The organism is Streptomyces sp. HUAS MG56, assembly GCF_058673395.1.
The window spans coordinates 8878771-8897795 of sequence record NZ_CM178722.1 but is presented as its reverse complement, the minus strand read 5'-3'; the positions used below and the strand labels follow the sequence as shown (position 1 = coordinate 8897795).

The following is a 19025-nucleotide window of genomic DNA, read 5'->3' as shown; positions in this document are numbered from 1 at the left end:
AGGACCTTACAGACAGCGCAAGTCGCCCGACAGGACCGGCCCCACACGGCTCCTCTGCCGAAGCGGGACCGCGCCCACACCGCCCGCCGGACAAAGCAGGACCGGGCCCACACCGCTCCTCGGCCGGAGCCGAGCCGACCCCACACAGCCCGGCGCCCACCCCACACCCGAACCACACGGCGACGGGCGGCGCCCCGGGTGGTCCTGGGCGGTGAGGTGGGCGGGGGTGGCGGTGGCTTCTCGGTCAGTTGGGGGCAGGGCCCGGTGGGGGTGGTTCCGGGAGGTGGAGGCGGGTCATGGTGGTGGCGGTGCCGGGCGGGACGCGGTCGCGGGTGGCCAGCGAGGTCAGGATCATCGCGGCGAAGCCGGCCGGGACGGACCACACCGCGGGCCAGGCCAGCAGGGTGTGCAGCCAGCCGGAGTCGGCGCCGCCGGCGATGGTGGCCGTCACCGCGGTCAGCGCCGAGCCGCCACCCAGGAGGAGTCCGGCGATCGCGCCCGGCGGGGTCAGGCCGCGCCACCAGATGCCGAGGACGAGCAGCGGACAGAAGGAGGACGCCGAGACGGCGAAGGCCAGCCCGACGGCGTCGGCCACGGGCAGGTCGCCGACCAGTGCCGACGCGGCCGTGGGCACCGCGATCGCGGGCAGCGTGGCGAGCCGGAAGTGGCGTACGCCGAGAGTCGGCAGGACGTCCTGGGCGAGCACGCCCGCGACGGACATGGTGAGTCCGGAGGCGGTGGACAGGAACGCCGCGCAGGCGCCGCCGGCGACGAGCGCGCCGAGCAGGTTCCCGGCGGCCCCGCCGATCAGCCGCTGCGGCAGGACGAGGACGGCGGCGTCGGTGTCGCCGGTCAGCAGCAGGTCGGGGGCGTAGAGGCGGCCGAGCATGCCGTACAGCGGCATCAGCAGGTAGAAGGCGCCGAGCAGGCCCAGCACGCTCGCGGTGGTGCGGCGGGCGGCGCGGCCGTCGGGGTTGGTGTAGAAGCGCACGACGACGTGCGGCAGGCCCATGGTGCCGAGGAAGGTGGCGAGGATCAGCCCGTAGGTGGCGTAGAGGCCGTGCTGTTCGCGGGACGAGGACAGCGGCTCGGCCCACCCCGCGGAGGCCCGGTCGGCGGTGCGGTCGGGCAGCGGGACGACGGCGCCGGCCGGGAAGCGGACGGTCGTGTCCGCGCCGAGCCGGTGCCGGCCCTCGTCCAGCCGCAGCGAAACCCCGTGCACCGTACGGCCGTCGACGGTTCCCGACGCCGTCACGCCGACCGGCTCGCGCACGGTGACGGTGAGCGGGCGGTCGATACGGACCTCGGTGGAGCGGTGGAAGACGGGCCGCTGGTCCCAGACGGGCGCGGGGGCCCGGTCGGCGCGCCAGGCGAGCAGCAGGAACAGCACGGGCACCAGCAGGGCGGTGAGTTTCAGCCAGTACTGGAAGGCCTGCACGAAGGTGATGCTGCGCATGCCGCCCGCGGCCACGGCAGCGGTCACCACGACGGCGACGACCAGCCCGCCGAGCCAGCCGGGGGCACCGGTGAGCAGCCTCAACGTGAGCCCCGCGCCCCGGAGTTGGGGAAGCAGGTAGAGCCAGCCGATGCCGACGACGAGCACCCCGGCGACCTGGCGGACCGCCCGGGACTCCAGCCGGGCCTCGGCGAAGTCGGGCAGCGTGTAGGCGCCGGAGCGGCGCAGCGGGGCGGCGACGAAGGCCAGCAGCACCAGGAAGCCCGCGGTGTAGCCGATGGGGAACCACAGCATGTCGACGCCCTGGGCGAGGACGAGCCCGGCGACGCCGAGGAAGGAGGCGGCGGAGAGGTATTCACCGCTGACCGCGAAGGCGTTCAGGCGGGGGGCGACGGTGCGCGAGGCGACGTAGAAGTCGGAGGTGGTGCGGGAGATGCGCAGGCCGAGCGCGCCGACGAGGACCGTGGCGAGGACCACGGCCGTCACGCCCGCGATGCCGTACGTCTGGTTCACGGTCAGGGGCGTTCCGGACGGACCCGGGCGGCCGGCTCGGTCTCGTTGTGCTCGGCGCGGCGGACGTACCAGGCGCCGATGGCCAGCAGCGCGGGGTACGGCGCCACGCCCAGCACGAGCCAGACGACGAGCGGGACGCGGGGCGCCGCGGTGGCGAGCGGCAGGAGGCGCAGGAGGACGGGGAGCAGGCCGAGCAGGACCGCGAGCAGGGCGCTCACGACGAGGGCGGCGCGTAGCTGGCGGTGCATCATCCGACGTGTCCAGGCGTCGTGTTGGGGCGGGGCAGCCGGGCGCGCGCCCGACGCGGCCGGCGGGCGCCGCGCCGCGCGGTCCGGGTGCTCTGGGTACCGCGGGTGCTCCGCGGTCCGCGGCCGACCGGTGACCACCTCTCTGCGCGGGACGGACTCCGCACCCATGACGTACTCCCCGAGTCCGCGCTGATCACCTGGTGTGCGGCGAGTGTACGCAGCGCGCGACGCGCTCGACAGCCGCCGGACGCGACCGGACGAGAATCGCCACACGGCCGTCACGTCCGTCACGGTCGTCAGGTCCGGCGGGCCCCCGCCGCGTGGCGGGCCAGCAGGTCGCGCAGTTCCCGGGCGTTGCGGCGGCTGACGGCGAGGATCCGGTCGCCGACGCGGACGGTCACGTTGCCGCCGTCCAGGCGGAGTTCCTCGATGCGGCCGAGGGCGACGAGGCGGCTGCGGTGGATGCGGACGAAGCCGCGCTCGCGCCACTGTTCCTCCAGCGTGGACAGCGGGATGCGCACCAGGTGGCTGCCGCGCCGGGTGTGCAGTCGCGCGTAGTCGCCCTGGGCCTCGACGTAGGTGATGTCGGCGATAGGCACGAACCGGGTCACCCCGCCCAGCTCCACGGGGACGTGGTCGCCGGGGCCGGGTGCGGGGCGGGCGGCAGGGGTGGTGGCGGGGCGGGGTCCCTGTCCGGCGCGCACGAGTTCGTCTGCCCGTCGTACGGCCTCGGCGAAGCGCTCCTCGCGCAGGGGCTTGAGCAGGTAGTCGACGGCCTTGAGGTCGAAGGCGCGGACCGCGAAGTCGTCGTGGGCCGTGACGAAGACGATCAGCGGCGGTGCGGCGAAGGCGCCCAGCAGGCGGGCGAGTTCGAGTCCGTCGAGGCCCGGCATGTCGATGTCGAGGAAGACGACGTCGACGGCGTCCCCGCCGGCCGCGCCGAGCCGGCGCAGTGCCTCCGTGGCCGTGGTCGCGGACAGCACACGGCCGACCCGCGGGTCCTGCCCCAGGAGGTACAGCAGTTCCTCCAGCGCGGGTTCCTCGTCGTCCACCGCCAGCACGCGCAAGGGGACATCGGTCGGGGTCATCCGCGAGGCTCCTTTCCACGGCTGTCGCGTCGGCACCACCTGGTAGCCGCTTCAACCTTATTCCGGCAGGACCAGGCGGGCCGTCTCGCCCGGGACGACGGGGATCACCTCGTCCCACAGGCGCACGCCGATGGGCGAGCGGTCGGAGGAGGGGACGGCGATCTCCAGCAGGCCGCTGCGCAGGCGCACGTGGACGCCCCAGTGGCCGTGGTAGCGGAGCGGGAAGCCGTAGGAGGAGAGTTCGGGGAGCGGGACCGGGTCGAGGCTGAGGACGCCGGCCCGGGTCTCCAGGCCGGTCAGTCCGCGCTGGACGAGGTCGAGGGTGCCGGCCATCGCGCCGAGGTGGATGCCCTCGCCGGTGGTGCCGCCCTGGAGGTCGGCGATGTCGCCGCGCAGCGCCTCCTGGACGAAGGCCCAGGCGTCGGCGCGCCGGGCGCGGGCCAGGATCCAGCCGTGGACCAGACCGCTGAGCGTGGAGCCGTGGCTGGTGCGGTGCAGGTAGTGGTCGACGGTGGCGGCCCAGGTGTGGTCGTCGAGGTGGTAGCCCAACCGGGAGAAGAGGGAGCGGAGTTCGGGGGCCGAGAAGAGGTAGCCGAGCATGAGGACGTCGGCTTGCTTGGACGCCTTGTACCGGTTGACGGTGTCGCCCTCCGCCTCCAGGATCCGGTCCAGGCGCCGGATGTCGTCGTACCGTTCGCGGTAGGCGGCCCAGTCCAGCTCGGCGAGGTGGCCGTAGCCCTCGAACTGGCTGATCACGCCGTCGTGGTAGGGCACGTGCAGGGTGCGGGAGACCTCGTCCCAGCGGGCGGGCTCGTCCTGCTCCAGGCCGATGCCGTCGGTGAGTTCGCGGCGGCGCGGCTCGGGCAGGGCGTTCAGCAGGTCCAGGGCGCGGGCGAGCACCCAGGCGGCGGTGACGTTGGTGTACGCGTTGTCGTCCAGTCCGGGGGTCCGCGCGCCTGGGTAGGCGTCGTGGTACTCGTCGGGCCCGACCACGCCCCGGATGCGGTGCCGGCCGAGGCGGGGGTCGTAGTCGGCCGAGTCCGCCCAGAAGCGGGCGATGTGCAGCAGCATCTCGGCGCCCTCGCCGTGCAGGAAGTCGGTGTCGCCGGTGGCCTCGCAGTACTGCCAGACGTTGTACGCCACCGCCGAGCCGACGTGGTGCTGGAGGTGGGAGTGGTCCGGCAGCCAGCGCCCGGAGCGGGGGTTGAGGTGCAGCTCCTGGGTCTCCTCGCGGCCGTCGCTGCCGCTCTGCCAGGGGTAGAGCGCGCCGCGCCGGCCGAGTTCCCGGGCCGCGTGCCGGGCGGCGTCCAGGCGCCGGTGCCGGTAGCGGAGCAGGGCGTGGGAGACCTCGGGAAGGTGGAGGTTGAGGTAGGGCAGGACGAACAGTTCGTCCCAGAAGACGTGGCCGCGGTAGGCCTCGCCGTGCAGCCCGCGCGCGGGGACGCCGACGTCGAGGTCGGCGGTGTGCGGGGAGAGGGTCTGGAGCACATGGAACAGGTGCAGGCGCAGGATGCTGCCCGCCTCCCCGGGGACCTCCAGCGCGCAGCGCCGCCACAGCTGCTCCCAGGCCGCTGCGTGCGTCTCGCGCAGCGCGTCGAAGCCGGGGGCGGCCTCGACCCGCTCGACGGCGGCGTGCCGGGGGTCGCCGATGGCGGGGTCGCGTGAGGTGTGCAGGGCGACGGTCTTGTCGACGGTGACGGTACGGCCCGGCGCGAGGTGCAGGTGCACGCGCTGTACGGCGCGGTGCGCCTCGTTGGCGTGCGTGACCGGCGCGTCGACGGTCAGCCGGTGGGCCAGCCCGAAGCCGATGTCGGAGGCGCGGGTACGGCAGTGCAGCCACACCGTGGAGGGTGCGGCGGTGCCGGTGTCGAAGCGGGTGAGGTGCCGGCCGTCCAGCTCGCGGTAGCGGGCCACGCCGGAGTTGGTGACGCCGCCGTCGAGCGCGGCCTCCGCCTCCAGGCCGACGGCGCGGCCCTCGACGGTCAGCTCCGTGCGCAGGGCGGCGAGATGCGGGTCGGCGAGGTGGACCAGGCGCAGCTGGCGCACCTGGAGCGTGCCGCCGCCGGGGAGGCCGTAGCCGGTGCGGCGCTCCAGCAGGCCGGGGTCGAGGTGGAGGACCTGGTGGTGTGCGGTGACGGGGGCGGTGTCCGGGGTGAGCCAGTCCCCGCCCGCGAGGCGGAAGCGCAGCGGCAGCCAGTTGGGCAGGTTGACCATGTCCTCGTTCTCGACCCGCCGCCCGGCGACCTCGGAGGTGAGGCGGTTGTAGCAGCCTGCCGCGTAGGTGCCCGGGTAGTGGACGTCGTCGGCGGCGCACTCGGGCAGCGCGCCGCGGGTGGCGAAGTAGCCGTTGCCGAGGGTGCACAGGGACTCCCGCAGCCGCTCCTCCTGCGGCCGGTAGCCGTCGTACTCCCAGGTCGGCCCCGTCACCGCCGCCCCTTGGCCAGGGGACTCCAATCGAACGCGCGAACGATCCAAGACGCCATGCCGCCCCGGCCGGGCGGGTGCACGGCGCCCCGGCCCCGGTCCCGTCGCGCCCTGCCGGTGTACGGCTCCATGGGGCGATTGTGCAGCGACGGGACCGGGTGAGGTGTCCTCTGACTAGCCCGGACGGGGGACGGTCAGGGGTAGCCGACCAGGTCCGCCACGTTCGACGACGCGTTCGACGGCCCTCCCCTGTCGTTGATGACATGGCTGATGGTGCCGGTGCCGCCGAGGGAGACCGTCACCATGCTGGTGAAGCGGACGTTCGGGTTGTCCGGCGCCTCGATGGCGTGGTCGGCCGTCACGCTCGGGTCGGCACTGAAGTAGCAGTAGCTGCCGAGGCCGTACGCCTGGTGGCTGGTGACGGAGTCGGCGACCTTGTAGGCGGCGTAGCCCTTCGTGGCGCCGTTCATCCAGGAGGACTGGTCCGGCGGGTCGTACGGCATCTCGTTCTGGAAGAAGTAGGTCCGCCCGCCGTTGCCGTTCCAGATCACCTGGTCCTTCTGGAAGTGCTCCACGAACAGCCCGTACATGGTCACGTCCGCGCCGTTGACCACCAGCCCGGTGTCGGCGGTGTTGCTGGTCCAGCCGACCCCGCTGCCGTGGTCGGCGCGCCAGAGCCACATGTGGTCGCCGATGACGTCGCTGCTGTTGACGACGAGGCCGGTGGCCGCCTTGCCGACGCCCGCGCCGCCGACGCGGACGTAGACGTCGTGCAGGGAGGTCGGGTCGGCCGCGTGGGAGGCGGCGGAGCCGGCCGGCCCGACCTCGACCAGGGTCTTCGAGCTGGTGGTGCCGGCGTCGAAGAGCAGGCCCGCGAGCTGGACGCCGTCCACGTCGGCCACGGTCATCGCGGTGACGCCGTTGTCCGGGACGAGGGTGGCGAGCCCGAGGCCGAGGACGACGGTGTCGGGGCGGGTCACCTTCAGGGTCTGGTCGAGGTGGTAGACCCCGGGCGTCACCAGCAGGTTCTGCCCGGCCGCGAGGGCCGCGTTCATCTGCGCGGCGGTCGCGCCCGGCTTGACGACGTAGAACCGGCTCAGCGGCAGCGAGGTGCCGGCCGCGCCGCCGCTCGCCCAGCTGGTCCCCGAGGTGTCGGTGCGCGCGGACGGCACGAACACCTGGTAGCTGCCGCCCCCGTCGACGTACAGGAACGGCTTCTCGCGGGTGACCGGGCTCTGCGCGACGCTGGTGTACGGCGGGTTCGGGAAGCTGGTGGACGGCACGCCCTGGCTGCCGGTGAACACCATGTTCCAGTTGGACCCGGTCCAGCTGCCCAGCTGGGAGTTGCGGGTCATCCACTGCTGCTGGGTACCGGAGTCGACCTGCCCGTCGACCCTGCTGTCGGCGAGATAGCCGCCGGACGACCAGCCGCCGTCGTCGAGGGCGAGGTTGCCCCGCAGATGCATCCGCCGGTACGGCGCCGCCTGCGAGACCGCCCAACGGTCCTGCCCGCCCGTGGGGTTGACGGAGAGGTTCTCGGCACCGCGCCAGAAGTTCTGCGTGGCGTTGCCCTGGAACCAGTCGGCCTCCGCGTGCACCGCGCCGCCCACGGACACCGCGTCCGGGGTCAGCCCGAGGCCCAGCACCTGGGTGTAGAAGCCGACGTTGACGTCCGCGCTGTAGGCGCCGGGCTTGAAGAGGACGGCGTAGCGCTGGGAGCCGAACTGGTTGGTCTCCTGCTGCTTGAAGATCGTGTCCAGCCTGCTCTGGATGGTGGCGGCCGGCATCGACGGGTCGAAGACGACGACGTTCGGGCCGAGGTCGGGGTCGTTCGCGGACGACTGGGTGACGGGGACCACCTGGAAGCGCTGGGCGGCGGTGCCGTTGCACGTGTACTGCTGGAGCTGGGTGCTGTCGGCGAGCGACGCGCCCGGAACGTCCAGGCACTTGCCGCTGTTCCGGTTCACGAAGTGGAAGGCGCCGCCGCCGTCGTCCACGGGCTGCCACTGCTGGTTGGCGCCGCCGCCGTAGCTCCACAGCTGGACGGGCGCGCTGTCGGCCGTGGAGACGTCGGTGACGTCCACGACCTGGCTGGTGTCGTTGGCGTTGTCGATGCGGACGTATCCGTTGCCGGCGTCGGTGAAGCTCCAGCGCTGGGCGGTGGTGCCGTTGCACGTGTACTGCTGTACGACGGTGCCGTTGGCGGTGGCCGCGGCCTTGGCGTCCAGGCACTTGCCGCTCGCCGCGTCGAGGACGGTGGCGAAGCCGGTGGGCAGGGCCGTGGCGGCGTGCGCGGACGTGGCCCCGAGCAGGGGCGTCGGGGCGGCGGTGAGCACACAGGCGGCCGCGGCGCCGACGAGGGCGACCAGCGCGGATCTGCGGCCACGCGGCGTTCGGCCGCGGGAAAGGGGAGGCACGGGGTTCTCCTTCGGGGCCGGGGGTCAGCCGGTGTAGCCGGCGAGGACGCGGGTGTAGTCCCAGTCGGACTGGCTCACTCCGGAGCAGCTGTCGGCGGGGCCGCCGGTGCACGGACGGTCGCGGTTGGCGGACCAGAAGGTGAGCCGGGCGAGGTGGTGCTGCTGGGCGTAGCCGAGGATGGTCCGGAAGTCGTTCACCGTGACGGTCTCGTTGTTGTCGGTGATGCCGTTCATGGACGAGATGCCCATGTCCCGGTAGGCCTGGTCGTCGCCGTAGCCGTACGCCGACTTCAGCGCGCTCTTCAGACCCTCGGCGGCCTGGGTGGTGAGGTTGCCCATGTTCTGTCCGGCGCCGCCGAAGTCGAACGGCATGATGGTCCAGGCGTCCACGGTCAGCCCGGACGAGGCGGCCCGGTCGATGAGGCCGGTGTCGGGGCCGGACTGGCCGGTGCCGATGGTGACGTACACCTTCAGGCCGGGGTTGTCCGCCTTCACGGTCTTCAGCGCGTCCACGGTCCGCTGCTGCACGGTCGCGCTGCTGTAGGCGTCGGCCTCGATGTCGATGTCGATCGCCTTCAGGCCGTAGGCGTCGATCACCTTCTGGTAGGCGCCCGCGAGTTCGCCCGCGCTGTTGCAGGAGCTCTCCAGCTTGTTGCCGCTGTAGCCGCCGAAGGACGGGACGATGTCGCCGCCGTTCGCGCGCACGGTGGTGACCGTCTGCTGGTCCACCCCGCCGGTCAGCGGGCGGCTGCCGTCCCACTGCGGGTCGCAGTAGCCGTTGCTGAGCACGAAGGCGAGCGTGAACCACTTCACGCCGGTGGCCTGGGTGATGGTGGTGGGGTTCGGCGGGCTGCCCCAGCCGTTGTAGAGGTACGGCGCGACGGCCATCGGCGCGGCCGGGGCGGTGCCGCCGTCCGAACCGGGCGCGGTCCACTTCTGGTTGGCGCCGCCGGTGCAGCTCCAGATCTGCGCGCGGGTGCCGTTGGCGGAGTTGTCGCCGGTGACGTCGAGGCACTTGTCCGCCTGCGGGTTGACGATGTCGTGGGCGGCGGTGACGGTCCACTTCTGGTTGGCTCCGCCGGTGCAGGACCACAGCTGCGCCAGGGCTCCGTCGGCGACCGAGTTGCCGGTCACGTCGAGGCACTTGCCGAGGGCGCGGATCGTGCCGTCGCCGCCGACCGTCCACTGCTGGGCGTTCGTGCCGTTGCAGTCGTAGAGCTGGACGGCGGTGCCGTCGGCGGAGTTGGCCCCGGCGACGTCCAGGCACTTGCCGGCGAGGCCGGTGATGGCGCCGGTGGCGGCCTGGGCGGGGGACGCCGTGAGCAGGCCGGCGGAGAGTGCGACGACACCGACGGCGACCGCGGCGGGGAGGGGTTTGCGCATGCGGGGGCGGCCTTTCGGGTGGGGGGACGGCGGCAGGCCAACACCGTTGGTGTGACGGGGTGTTGAGTGCGTCCGGAGTCTTTGATTAAGGCGTGAAGTTAAAGCGTGAAGTTAAAGGTCCGGACCACTGACGTCAAGAGGGTGGGCGGCGACCCCGTCGCCGCCCACCCCGCCCGCCGCGCCCGCTCAGGCCGGCGCCACCTCGTCGTCCCGCTCGGCGAACTGCGTCCGGTACAGCTCGGCGTACCTGCCGCCGGCCGCCAGCAGTTCCTCGTGCGTGCCGCGTTCCGCGATCCGGCCGGACTCCACGACCAGGATCTGGTCGGCGGCCCGGACCGTGGACAGCCGGTGGGCGATGACCACGGCGGTACGCCCCTGAAGGGCCTCGGTGAGCGCCTCCTGGACGGCCGCCTCGGAGGTGTTGTCCAGGTGGGCGGTGGCCTCGTCCAGGATGACCACGCGCTGGCGGGCCAGCAGCAGCCGGGCGATCGTCATGCGCTGGCGCTCCCCGCCGGACAGCCGGTAGCCGCGCTCGCCGACGACCGTGTCCAGGCCGTCCGGCAGGGACCGTACGACACCGTCCAGGCGGGCCCGGCCGAGGGCGTCCCACAGCTCCTCGTCCCCGGCGCCGGGGCGGGCCAGCAGCAGGTTGGCGCGGACGGTGTCGTGGAAGAGGTGGCCGTCCTGGGTGACCATGCCGAGGGTGGCCCGCAGCGAGGCGGCGGTCAGGTCGCGGACGTCGCTCCCGCCGATGCGCACCGCGCCCGCGTCGACGTCGTACAGCCGCGGCAGCAGCTGGGCGATGGTGGACTTCCCGGCGCCGGAGGAGCCGACGAGGGCGACGGTCTCACCGGGTTCGGCGCGGAAGGAGATGCCGTGCAGGACCTCGGCGCCGCCGCGCGTGTCGAGGGTGGCCACCTCCTCCAGCGAGGCGAGGGAGACCTGGTCGGCGGCCGGGTAGGAGAAGCGGACGTCGTCGAACTCGACGGCGACCGGGCCCTCGGGGACCTCGACGGCGTCCGGCTTCTCCTCGATGAGCGGCGTGAGGTCCAGCACCTCGAAAACCCGCTCGAAGCTGACGAGCGCGCTCATCACCTCGACCCGGGCGCCGGCGAGCGCGGTGAGCGGGGCGTAGAGCCGGGTCAGCAGGAGGGAGAGGGAGACGACCGCGCCCGCCTGGAGGGTGCCGTGCAGCGCGAACCAGCCGCCGAGGCCGTAGACGAGGGCGAGCGCGAGGGCGGAGACCAGGGTGAGGGAGGTGATGAACACCGACTGGGCGGTGGCCGTGCGCACCCCGATGTCGCGGACCCGGGCGGCGCGCGCCGCGAACTCCGCGGACTCCTCCTCGGGCCGCCCGAACAGCTTGACCAGGGTGGCGCCGGGCGCGGAGAACCGCTCGGTCATCCGGGTGCCCATGGCCGCGTTCAGCGCTGCCGCCTCCCGCTGCATCCGGGCCATCCGGCTGCCCATGCGGCGGGCGGGGAGCACGAACACCGGCAGCAGCACCAGCGCGAGCAGGGTGATCTGCCAGGACAGGGTCAGCATCACCGCGAGCGTGAGCACCAGCGTGACCAGGTTGCTCACCACGCCGGACAGGGTGTTGGCGAACGCCCGCTGGGCGCCGATCACGTCGTTGTTGAGTCGGCTGACCAGCGCGCCCGTACGAGTCCGTGTGAAGAACGCGACCGGCATGCGCTGCACATGATCGAACACAGCCGTTCTGAGGTCGAGGATGAGTCCCTCCCCGAGCGACGACGACAGCCGCCGCCCGAGGACGCCGAGCCCCGCCTCCGCGAGCGCCACCAGCGCGATCAGCAGGGACAGCCGTACGACCTTCCCGGAGTCGTGCCCCGCCACGATCGCGTCGACGACTCGGCCGGCGAGCACGGGGGTCGCGACGGCGAGCAGGGCGGTCACCACCCCGAACAGGACGAACCGGATGATGCCCGCGCGGTGCGGCCGGGCGAAGGCGGCGATACGGCGCAGGGTGGCGCGAGCGAAGGGACGGCGGTCGTCCTGGGCGTTCATGACGCTGTGCAACTGCGTCCATGCGGTGGTCTCCATGCTCATGTGCAAGAACGTAGAACCTCAAGCTTCGTTGAGGTCAATGTCCGCCGCATTTCACTCCCGAAGGCCCCGATGACCACAGCCTGTAAACCGCCGTCCTCGAATCCGCCACCCGCCGTTGGGACGGCACGGAAAACCTCTCCGGGTGTGACCGCGCCCCACTTCCCCGCCCTGCGCACGGGCCGCCTGCCGGCGCTCGCCCGGCGTCTGCCCGTGCGGCAGATCCTGTGTCTGCTGCCGCTCGTGCTCGTGACGGTCGTCGCCGTGCAGAACCGGTCGGTACTCGTCGAGGGCTTCGGCCGGCTGCGCACGGCCTCGTGGCCCTGGCTGCTGGCGGCGGGCGGCGCCACGTGTCTGACCTGGGTGGCCGCCGCCTTCACCCGGCAGGGCGCCGTCATCCAGCCGCTGCCCCGGTGGCGGCTGCTGGCCACGCAGTTCGCGGCCGGTTCGGCGAACCACCTGCTGCCGACGGGGCTCGGCGCGGGCGCGGTCAACCTGCGGTTCATGACCGTGTGCGGGGTGCCGCTCGCCCGCTCCTCCGCCGCGCTCGCGCTGTATCTGCTCGCCGAGTCGGTCGGCCGGCTGAGCCTGCTGGCCGCGCTGCTGTTCGCCTTCCCCGACGCGCTGCGGATCGGCACCCTGGTCCCCGCCGGGGCCGTCGGCCCGCTGCTGGTGATCGCGGGGGCGGTGCTGGTGGTGGCGGCGGCCGCGCTGGCGCTCGTACGACGGCTGCGCACGGCCGCGCTCGGCTTCGTCCGCACCGCCCTGGGCGAAGCCCGCTCCGTGCACACGCGTCCGGTCCGGGCGCTCGCCCTGTGGGGCGGCTCGCTCGCGTTCCCGGCGCTGCAGGCCACCGGTCTGGTGGCGGTCGGGCAGGCGCTGGGGCTGCCGGTGCCGCCCGCGCACATGGCGCTGGCGTACCTGGCCGCGACGGTGGCGGTGGCGCTGGTGCCCACGCCGGGCGGCATCGGCTCCGTCGAGGCCGCGCTGATCGTGGCGCTGGTCGCGGCGGGCGGCCCGGTGGCGGTGGCCACGGCGGTGGTGCTCGCCTACCGGATCATCACGGTGTGGGTGCCGCTGGTGCCCGGGGCGCTGACGCTGGGGGCGCTGGTGCGGCTCAAGGTCATCTGAGGCAGAGTGGCCCTCCCAGCCCAGACGAGGGAGTTCACCGTGCCGGTCCGTGTGGAGCGCGAGGGGTACGTCACGACGGTCGTCCTGTCCCGGCCCGGGTGCCGCAACGCGGTGGACGGCCCCACGGCTGGCGAACTCGCCGCCGCCTTCAGGGAGTTCGAGGCCGATGACAGCGCCCGGGTGGCGGTGCTGTGGGGCGAGGGCGGCACGTTCTGCGCGGGCGCGGACCTAAAGGCGATCGGTACCGCGCGCGGCAACCGCGTGGCCGAGGACGGCGACGCTCCGATGGGGCCGACCCGGATGCGGCTGTCCAAGCCGGTGATCGCGGCCGTGGCCGGGCACGCGGTCGCGGGCGGCCTGGAACTCGCCCTGTGGTGCGATCTGCGGATCGCCGAGGAGGACGCCGTCTTCGGCGTGTTCTGCCGCCGCTGGGGCGTCCCCCTGATCGACGGCGGGACGGTACGGCTGCCCCGGCTGATCGGCGCGAGCCGGGCCATGGACCTGATCCTGACCGGCCGCCCGGTACCGGCCCGCGAGGCGTACGAGATGGGCCTCGCCAACCGCGTGGTGCCGGCCGGGTCCGCCCGCGCCGAGGCGGAGGCGCTCGCGGCCGAGATCGCCCGGTTCCCGCAGGCGTGTCTGCGCAGCGACCGCGCGTCGGTCCTCGACCAGCAGGGGCTGACCGAGGAGGCGGCACTGTGCACCGAACTCCGCCACGGCATGGGCGTGTTGGCACAGAGCACGCAGGGCGCGGCCCGCTTCGCCTCGGGCGCCGGACGGCACGGCTCGTTCGACGGGATCTGAGCGCGCGGCACCGGTCCGGCCCCGCCGGTGTGTCGGCTCGGCGCGGTACGTCCCGGAAGCGGGCCGGCCCGCCGGTGGCGGAAGGACCGCGAGACACGGGCCGACCCCGGCCGCTCAGCCGCGGCTCACCCGCACCTCGCCGCCTTCGGGATCGACCCGGTCGTGCCAGCGGGCGGTGAGGGTCAGGGGGTGGCGGGGCAACACCGCCCTGGGCCAGGGGCGTTCGCGGTGCAGCAGGCGGCCGTCCTGATGGACGTGCAACACGACGGGCCCGCGCGACGGGGCGTCGTCGCGCAGGACGTAGCGCTCGGGCCGGGCCGCGGGCGTGACGCGGTTCGGGGCGATCCAGCGCAGCGGGGCCTCGACGGTGAGCGGGACGCCGGGACCGGGCCAGGCGCTGCCCGCGAGGAGGTCCAGGACGGCGCGGGCCACCCGGGCGCCCTCCCGGGCGGCGGTGCCGGCGGGCTCGACGGCGTGCAGGACGTTCCCGGCGGCGAACACCCCGGGCCGTGAGGTGTGCAGGGTGCCGTCGACGGCGGGGCCGCGGGTGCCCGGGTCCAGCGCGAGGGCGCCGCGGCGGGCGAGTTCGTGCTCCGGGACGAAGTCTGCGGTGAACACGACCGTGTCGCAGGCCAGCACGGTCGTACGGCCGTCACGGTGGCGGACGCGGACCCCCGACAGGCGGCCGTGGCCGAGGAGTTCGGTGACCGTGGTGTCCGTCAGCAGCGGGACGCGGTGCCGCAGCCGGGCCGACTGGGCCTGGAACGCGGGGACGTGGGCGCGGGGCAGCTCCGTGACCAGGGCGACGACCTCGGCACCGGCGGCGCGCACGGTGTCGGCGGCCGCGTAGGAGACGCCCTCGGCACCGACGACGACCGCGCGGGTGCCGATGCGCTGCCCGAACAGGTGGACGGACTGCTGGAGTTCACCGGTGGTGTAGACACCGGCGGGACGGGTGCCGGGCACCAGCCGGGCCGCGCGCGGCCGTTCCCGGGCGCCGGTGGCGAGGACGACGGCCCGCGCCTCGACGGTCTCGGGTCCGCCGGGGCCGACGGCGGTGAGCACCGGGCGGGCGGCGGCGCACTCCGCACCGGCCGCGGACGCGGGGGTCCCCCAGTCCAGGACGGTCACCCCGGTCCGGATCACGGCGCCCGCCCGCGCGGCGGCCCGTGTCAGCAGCCGGGCGTACGCGGGGCCGGTCAGCGGGTGTGCGCGCGTGCCGAAGCCGCCGTGGGCGCAGTGCCGGGGCACTCCCCCGGCCGCCTGCTCACGCTCCAGCACCTCGACCCGGCCGGCACCGGATGCGGCCAGGCGGGCGGCGGTCGCCAGACCCGCGGGTCCCGCGCCGACGACGAGGACGTCGACCCGGCGGACCGGCGGGCCCGGCGCGCCTGCCTCAGCGGTCATGGCCGTACCCCCGCTCCTCGCCCCGCGCCGTCTCGAACAACTCCCGTACCGCCGCGCCGCAGTAGAACCCCTGGCAGCGGCCCGCGCGGGCCCGGGTGCGGCGGCGCAGGCCCTCCGGGCTGCGCGGTGGGACCGGGCTCGCCAGCGCGTCGCGGATCTCGCCGCGGGAGACGCGCTCGCAGTGGCAGACGAGGGTGCCGTACTCGGGGTCGGCGGCGATGAGCTCGGGCCGCTGGTAGGGGCGCGGGAAGGCCTCGCCGAGGTTGGGCATGGTCAGCGGCGCCAGGTCCCGGACGGGGCCCAGGCCGAGCCCGGTGTCCGCCAGCAGGCCGGTGACGTGCGCGGCGACGGCCAGGGACGCGGTCAGGCCGGTGGAGCGGATGCCGCCGACGGTGACGTACCCCTGCTCGGGGTGGGCGGCGATGCGGTAGTCCTCCCGGCCGGTCGCCGCGCGCAGCCCGGCGTAGACGGCGGTGACCTCCTCGTCCAGCAGGGCGGGCAGGATGCGGCGGCCCTGCTCCCGGAGGCCGGCGAGGCCGTCGGCGGTGGAGCCGGTGGCCCGCTTGTCGTCCAGGTCCTCGGCGGTGGGGCCGAGCAGGACGTTGCCGTGGACGGTGGGCGCGACCAGGACGCCCTTGCCGAGCGCGGTCGGGACGGGCAGCAGGATGTGCCGTACGAGGGGCCGGGCGAGCTTGTCGTGGACCAGGAGCTGGCCGCGGCGCGGGGTGACGGTGAAGTCCTCGTGACCGAGCAGCCGGTCGAGGGTGTCGGCGTGCAGTCCGGCCGCGTTGACCAGGCGGCGGGCGTGCAGGGTGCCCCGGGAGGTGAGCAGCCGGTGGCCGCCCTGCCAACTGATCTGCTCCACCGTGGTGTTGAGGTGCAGGTCGACTCCGGCGCGGACCGCCTGGGTGGCGTACGCGAGGGTCGTCGTCCAGGGGCAGATGATGCTCTCGCCGGGGACGTGCAGGGCGCCGAGGGCGCCGGGGCCGAGGTGGGGCTCGCGGGCGTACACCTCGTCGGCGGGCAGCAGGCGCGCCGCGTCGTAGCCGTTGCGCGCGGCCTTGCCGGCCAGCCGGGGCAGGGCGGCCCGCTGTTCCTCGTCCCAGGCGACGAGCAGGGCGCCGACGCGTTCGACGGGGATGCCGGTCTCGGCGGCGTAGGCCCCCAGCCGCTCGTACCCCTCGCGGACCAGGCGGGCCTCCAGGGTGCCGGGCGTCGCGTCGAAACCGGTGTGCAGGATCGCGGTGTTGGCCTTCGACGTGCCCTGGCCGACGTCGTCCTGGGCCTCCAGCAGGGCGATGCGGAGCTCCGGGTGGCGGGCGAGCTCCCGGGCGATGGCGCAGCCGACGACGCCGGCGCCCACGATCGCCACGTCGTACGGCTTCGCGGGCAGCGGGCCGTGTGCGGTGACGGTGACCGTGCCGGTCATGAGTCGAGCAGGGCCCGGACGGCGGTGCGGAAGCGGGCGCGGCGCTCGGCGGCCCGGTCGGCGCTGATGCGGGGTTCGTACACGGCGGCGGGCCTCGCCTCGGGCAGCGCGTGGCCGACGTCCAGCGTGCGGTCCGCGCCGAGGCGGGCGAGCGTGGCGGCGCCGAGGGCGGTGGCGTCGGGCAGCGCGGACACCTCGACGGGGCGTTGCAGCAGGTCGGCCTGGGTCTGCATGAGGAGCGCGGAGCGGGTCAGGCCGCCGTCGACGCGCAGCAGGTCCAGGCCGGTGCCGAGATCCTCGGCGGCGGCGTCGGCGAGTTCGGCGACCTGGGCGGCGATGCCCTCGCACAGGGCGCGCACGACGTGGCCGGCGGTGGTGTCGAGGCCGAGTCCGGTGAGCGAGCCGCGCAGGTCGCCGCGCCACCAGGGGGCGGCGAGTCCGGCGAGGGCGGGGACGAAGGTGACGCCGCCGCTGTCGGGGACGGCGCCGCCGACGGCGTCGAGGTCGGCGGCGCCGGAGATGACACCGAGGTCGGTGAGCCAGCGGACGGCGGAGGCGGCCGCGAAGACCTGGCCGTCGAGGCAGTAGCTGGTCGTGCCGGCGATCCGCCAGGCGACGCAGGTGACCAGGCCGGAGCCGCCGCGCCGGGCGCGCTCGCCGGTGTGCGCGAGCAGGAACGCGCCGGTGCCGTAGGTGCACTTGGCGGCGCCGGGGCGGGTGACGCGCTGGGCGAGCAGGGCGGCCTGCTGGTCGACGGCCAGACCGGTGAGCGGGATCTCGGGGCCGAAGGCCGTGGTCGTGCCGATGTGCTGGGCGTTGTCGCTCACCTGCGGGAGCCGTTCGTCCGCCAGGCCGTAGATCTCCAGCGCGCGCGGCGACCACCGCGCGCTGTCGAGGTCGAGGAGCTGGGTGCGGCCGGCGGTGGCGGCGTCGGTGGCGCAGGCGCCGGTGAGGCGGTGGACGAGCCAGGCGTCGGAGGTCGTCACGACGCCCTCGCGGGTGAGCCGACGGCGGATCCAGGCCATCTTGGGGGCGGCGAAGTACGGGTCGAGGGGCAGACCGGTCAGGTGCCTCAACTCATCGGCGTGTCCGGCGAGTTCGGTGCAGATCGAGTCCGCGCGGCGGTCCTGCCAGACCAGGGCCTCGGTGAGCGGGCGGCCGGTGGCCGGGTCCCAGGCGAGGACGGTCTCGCCCTGGTTGGCGAGGCCGAGCGCCACGACCGGCTCGGCGGCCTCGGCGAGCGCCTGGCGCCCGGCGGCGAGCACCGAGTCGTACAGCCCGTCGGGGTCGGCCTCGACCAGGCCGCCGGGCAGGTACCGGGGGCGGACCTCGGCGAATCCGGTGCCGAGGACGCCGCGCTCGGGGCAGACCACGAGGGCCTTGGTGCCGGACGTGCCCTGGTCGACGGCGAGCACCGGCCCGGTCATCGCACCTTCTCCCGTCGCGCGTCGAAGATCACACCGCGTCAGCCTGCCGTCGCGCCGCGTCCGGAGTCAAGCATCGGCGGACCGTCGACATGGCCGGACGGTTGGTTGAGTTGACAACAATGGTGGGCCGGTACCTGTCCCTCTATAGTGACCGCCGACCACCGCCCCGCGCCCAACCCCCGCCCCTTGGAGCGCTGTTGCCACGCCACCCCGCCACCTCGCCCGTGTGCCAGTGGCCGCGGACCGACGGCTGATGGCCGGAGAAGGAGCACGTCCCGCCTACGACCCGGCCGGCCCCGACCGCGCGCTGCGTGCCGCCCTCCAGGACCTGCGCACCGGCCGCTGGATGGCCATGCGTGCCCTGCTCGCGGACACGGCGGACTGGTGGCACTGGACCCAGCGCACCCAGGTCCTCGCGGCGGCCGCGGCCGGCTCCGACGTGGTGCGCGCGTGGCTCGCCGAGGAGCCGGGCAGCGCCCACGCGTTGGTGATGCACGCCCGGGTCGCGGTGGAGCGGGCCCTGCGCGCCCGGCGGGAGCGGCATCTGCGGACCCACGAACTGTGGATCGAGGCCTGGGACGCCGCCCAGTGCGCCACCGGGGCCGCGCCGCACGACCCGGTGCCCTGGGTGTGCCTGGTGGCCCTCGCGCAGCTGGACCCGGAGCAGCGCTGGGAGGAACACCGGCAGCCCGCGCCCGGGCCGATGCTGCCGCCGGGCCCCTGGGGGCTGCTGGCCGAGGCGGGCAAGCGCGATCCGCACAACCGCGAGGCCCACCACCGGATGCTCCAGTTCCTCTACGCGCGCGGCGGCACGGGCATGCTCGCGCAGGCCGCCGGCTACGCCCAGTGGGCCGCCGCGCAGGCCCCGGCCGGCTCCGCGCTGCACGTGCTGCCGCTGTACGTCCGGGTCGAGCGCTACCGGCGCGAGAGCGGCCGCGACGCGGCGCTCGACCTGCACTGGGTCGCGCAGGACGCGGCCCGTGAGGCGCGGCACGCCCTGCGCTCCTGGTTCGAGCACACGCACCGCGGCGAGCGCTCGCTGCTGGACCTCAACCACGTGGCCCACGCGCTGTGGGGCTCGCTCCAGTTCCCGGACGCGGCCCGGGTGTTCGACGCGATCGGCCCGTACTTCACGCCCGCGCCCTGGATGTACCGCGCCCCCGGCCGTGACCGCGCCGTGGAGGTCTTCCTCCGGGCCCGGGACCGCTGCCGGGCGGCCCGCCCCTGAACG

At 74.6% G+C, this 19025-nt stretch carries 13 protein-coding genes; 3 read left to right on the top strand and 10 right to left on the bottom strand.

Annotated features, from left to right (window positions below):
• Nucleotides 1–244: 244 nt before the first annotated feature.
• The 7 genes from AC4OXY_RS41135 to AC4OXY_RS41105 all read right to left on the bottom strand — a co-directional run bounded on the left by AC4OXY_RS41135 (nucleotide 245) and on the right by AC4OXY_RS41105 (nucleotide 11593).
• Complete coding sequence (locus tag AC4OXY_RS41135) at nucleotides 245–1969, bottom strand: sodium/solute symporter (protein WP_491992263.1); 1725 nt, start codon at nucleotides 1967–1969, stop codon at nucleotides 245–247.
• Nucleotides 1970–1971: 2 nt separating this feature from the next.
• Nucleotides 1972–2220 carry a hypothetical protein gene (locus AC4OXY_RS41130; RefSeq protein ID WP_491992262.1) on the bottom strand — a complete coding sequence of 83 codons (249 nt, stop codon included), beginning with the start codon at nucleotides 2218–2220 and terminating at the stop codon, nucleotides 1972–1974.
• Between the two features lie 293 nt (nucleotides 2221–2513).
• Entirely contained in the window at nucleotides 2514–3305 is a 792-nt protein-coding gene (locus AC4OXY_RS41125) for a LytR/AlgR family response regulator transcription factor (RefSeq protein WP_491992261.1), read from the bottom strand.
• Nucleotides 3306–3362: 57 nt separating this feature from the next.
• Nucleotides 3363–5732 carry a glycoside hydrolase family 65 protein gene (locus AC4OXY_RS41120; RefSeq protein WP_376291532.1) on the bottom strand — a complete coding sequence of 790 codons (2370 nt, stop codon included), beginning with the start codon at nucleotides 5730–5732 and terminating at the stop codon, nucleotides 3363–3365.
• Between the two features lie 191 nt (nucleotides 5733–5923).
• Nucleotides 5924–8146: a pectate lyase-like domain-containing protein gene (locus tag AC4OXY_RS41115; protein ID WP_491992260.1), complete on the bottom strand. Its 2223-nt coding sequence runs from the start codon at nucleotides 8144–8146 to the stop codon at nucleotides 5924–5926.
• A 24-nt stretch (nucleotides 8147–8170) separates the two neighbouring features.
• Nucleotides 8171–9529, bottom strand: a complete 1359-nt coding sequence (locus AC4OXY_RS41110) for a ricin-type beta-trefoil lectin domain protein (RefSeq protein WP_491992259.1) — start codon at nucleotides 9527–9529, stop codon at nucleotides 8171–8173.
• Nucleotides 9530–9715: 186 nt separating this feature from the next.
• Nucleotides 9716–11593: an ABC transporter ATP-binding protein gene (locus AC4OXY_RS41105; RefSeq protein ID WP_362822640.1), complete on the bottom strand. Its 1878-nt coding sequence runs from the start codon at nucleotides 11591–11593 to the stop codon at nucleotides 9716–9718.
• A gap of 216 nt (nucleotides 11594–11809) precedes the next feature.
• On the opposite strand from AC4OXY_RS41105, the gene AC4OXY_RS41100 reads away from it, so the two are divergent.
• Nucleotides 11810–12727: a lysylphosphatidylglycerol synthase transmembrane domain-containing protein gene (locus AC4OXY_RS41100; protein ID WP_491994722.1), complete on the top strand. Its 918-nt coding sequence runs from the start codon at nucleotides 11810–11812 to the stop codon at nucleotides 12725–12727.
• Nucleotides 12728–12766: 39 nt separating this feature from the next.
• A complete protein-coding gene (locus AC4OXY_RS41095; protein ID WP_491992258.1) occupies nucleotides 12767–13531 on the top strand; it encodes a crotonase/enoyl-CoA hydratase family protein in 765 nt (254 codons plus the stop codon).
• Between the two features lie 114 nt (nucleotides 13532–13645).
• Here AC4OXY_RS41095 and AC4OXY_RS41090 read toward each other — a convergent pair whose 3' ends face one another.
• Genes AC4OXY_RS41090 through AC4OXY_RS41080 form a run of 3 tightly spaced genes read right to left on the bottom strand, consistent with a single transcriptional unit; the run spans nucleotide 13646 to nucleotide 17794 of the window.
• The gene (locus AC4OXY_RS41090; RefSeq protein ID WP_491992257.1) at nucleotides 13646–14938 is read right to left on the bottom strand and encodes an NAD(P)/FAD-dependent oxidoreductase; all 1293 of its coding nucleotides are present in this window, start codon (nucleotides 14936–14938) and stop codon (nucleotides 13646–13648) included.
• Nucleotides 14928–16367, bottom strand: a complete 1440-nt coding sequence (locus AC4OXY_RS41085; RefSeq protein ID WP_491992256.1) for an FAD-dependent oxidoreductase — start codon at nucleotides 16365–16367, stop codon at nucleotides 14928–14930. Before AC4OXY_RS41085 ends, AC4OXY_RS41090 begins: the two co-directional genes overlap by 11 nt.
• Complete coding sequence (locus tag AC4OXY_RS41080) at nucleotides 16364–17794, bottom strand: FGGY family carbohydrate kinase (protein ID WP_356038421.1); 1431 nt, start codon at nucleotides 17792–17794, stop codon at nucleotides 16364–16366. Before AC4OXY_RS41080 ends, AC4OXY_RS41085 begins: the two co-directional genes overlap by 4 nt.
• Nucleotides 17795–18047: 253 nt before the next feature.
• Here AC4OXY_RS41080 and AC4OXY_RS41075 point away from each other — a divergent pair, with 253 nt between their 5' ends.
• Complete coding sequence (locus AC4OXY_RS41075; protein WP_356038424.1) at nucleotides 18048–19022, top strand: hypothetical protein; 975 nt, start codon at nucleotides 18048–18050, stop codon at nucleotides 19020–19022.
• The last annotated feature ends 3 nt before the right edge of the window (nucleotides 19023–19025 follow it).

What these genes read in the sequence shown, in the direction of transcription:
- AC4OXY_RS41080 (WP_356038421.1), bottom strand. Translation starts at nt 17,794, where the DNA reads ATGACCGGGCCGGTGCTCGCCGTCGACCAGGGCACGTCCGGCACCAAG.
- AC4OXY_RS41110 (WP_491992259.1), bottom strand. Translation starts at nt 9,529, where the DNA reads ATGCGCAAACCCCTCCCCGCCGCGGTCGCCGTCGGTGTCGTCGCACTC.
- AC4OXY_RS41125 (WP_491992261.1), bottom strand. Translation starts at nt 3,305, where the DNA reads ATGACCCCGACCGATGTCCCCTTGCGCGTGCTGGCGGTGGACGACGAG.
- AC4OXY_RS41130 (WP_491992262.1), bottom strand. Translation starts at nt 2,220, where the DNA reads ATGATGCACCGCCAGCTACGCGCCGCCCTCGTCGTGAGCGCCCTGCTC.
- AC4OXY_RS41105 (WP_362822640.1), bottom strand. Translation starts at nt 11,593, where the DNA reads ATGGAGACCACCGCATGGACGCAGTTGCACAGCGTCATGAACGCCCAG.
- AC4OXY_RS41090 (WP_491992257.1), bottom strand. Translation starts at nt 14,938, where the DNA reads ATGACCGCTGAGGCAGGCGCGCCGGGCCCGCCGGTCCGCCGGGTCGAC.
- AC4OXY_RS41085 (WP_491992256.1), bottom strand. Translation starts at nt 16,367, where the DNA reads ATGACCGGCACGGTCACCGTCACCGCACACGGCCCGCTGCCCGCGAAG.
- AC4OXY_RS41075 (WP_356038424.1), top strand. Translation starts at nt 18,048, where the DNA reads ATGGCCGGAGAAGGAGCACGTCCCGCCTACGACCCGGCCGGCCCCGAC.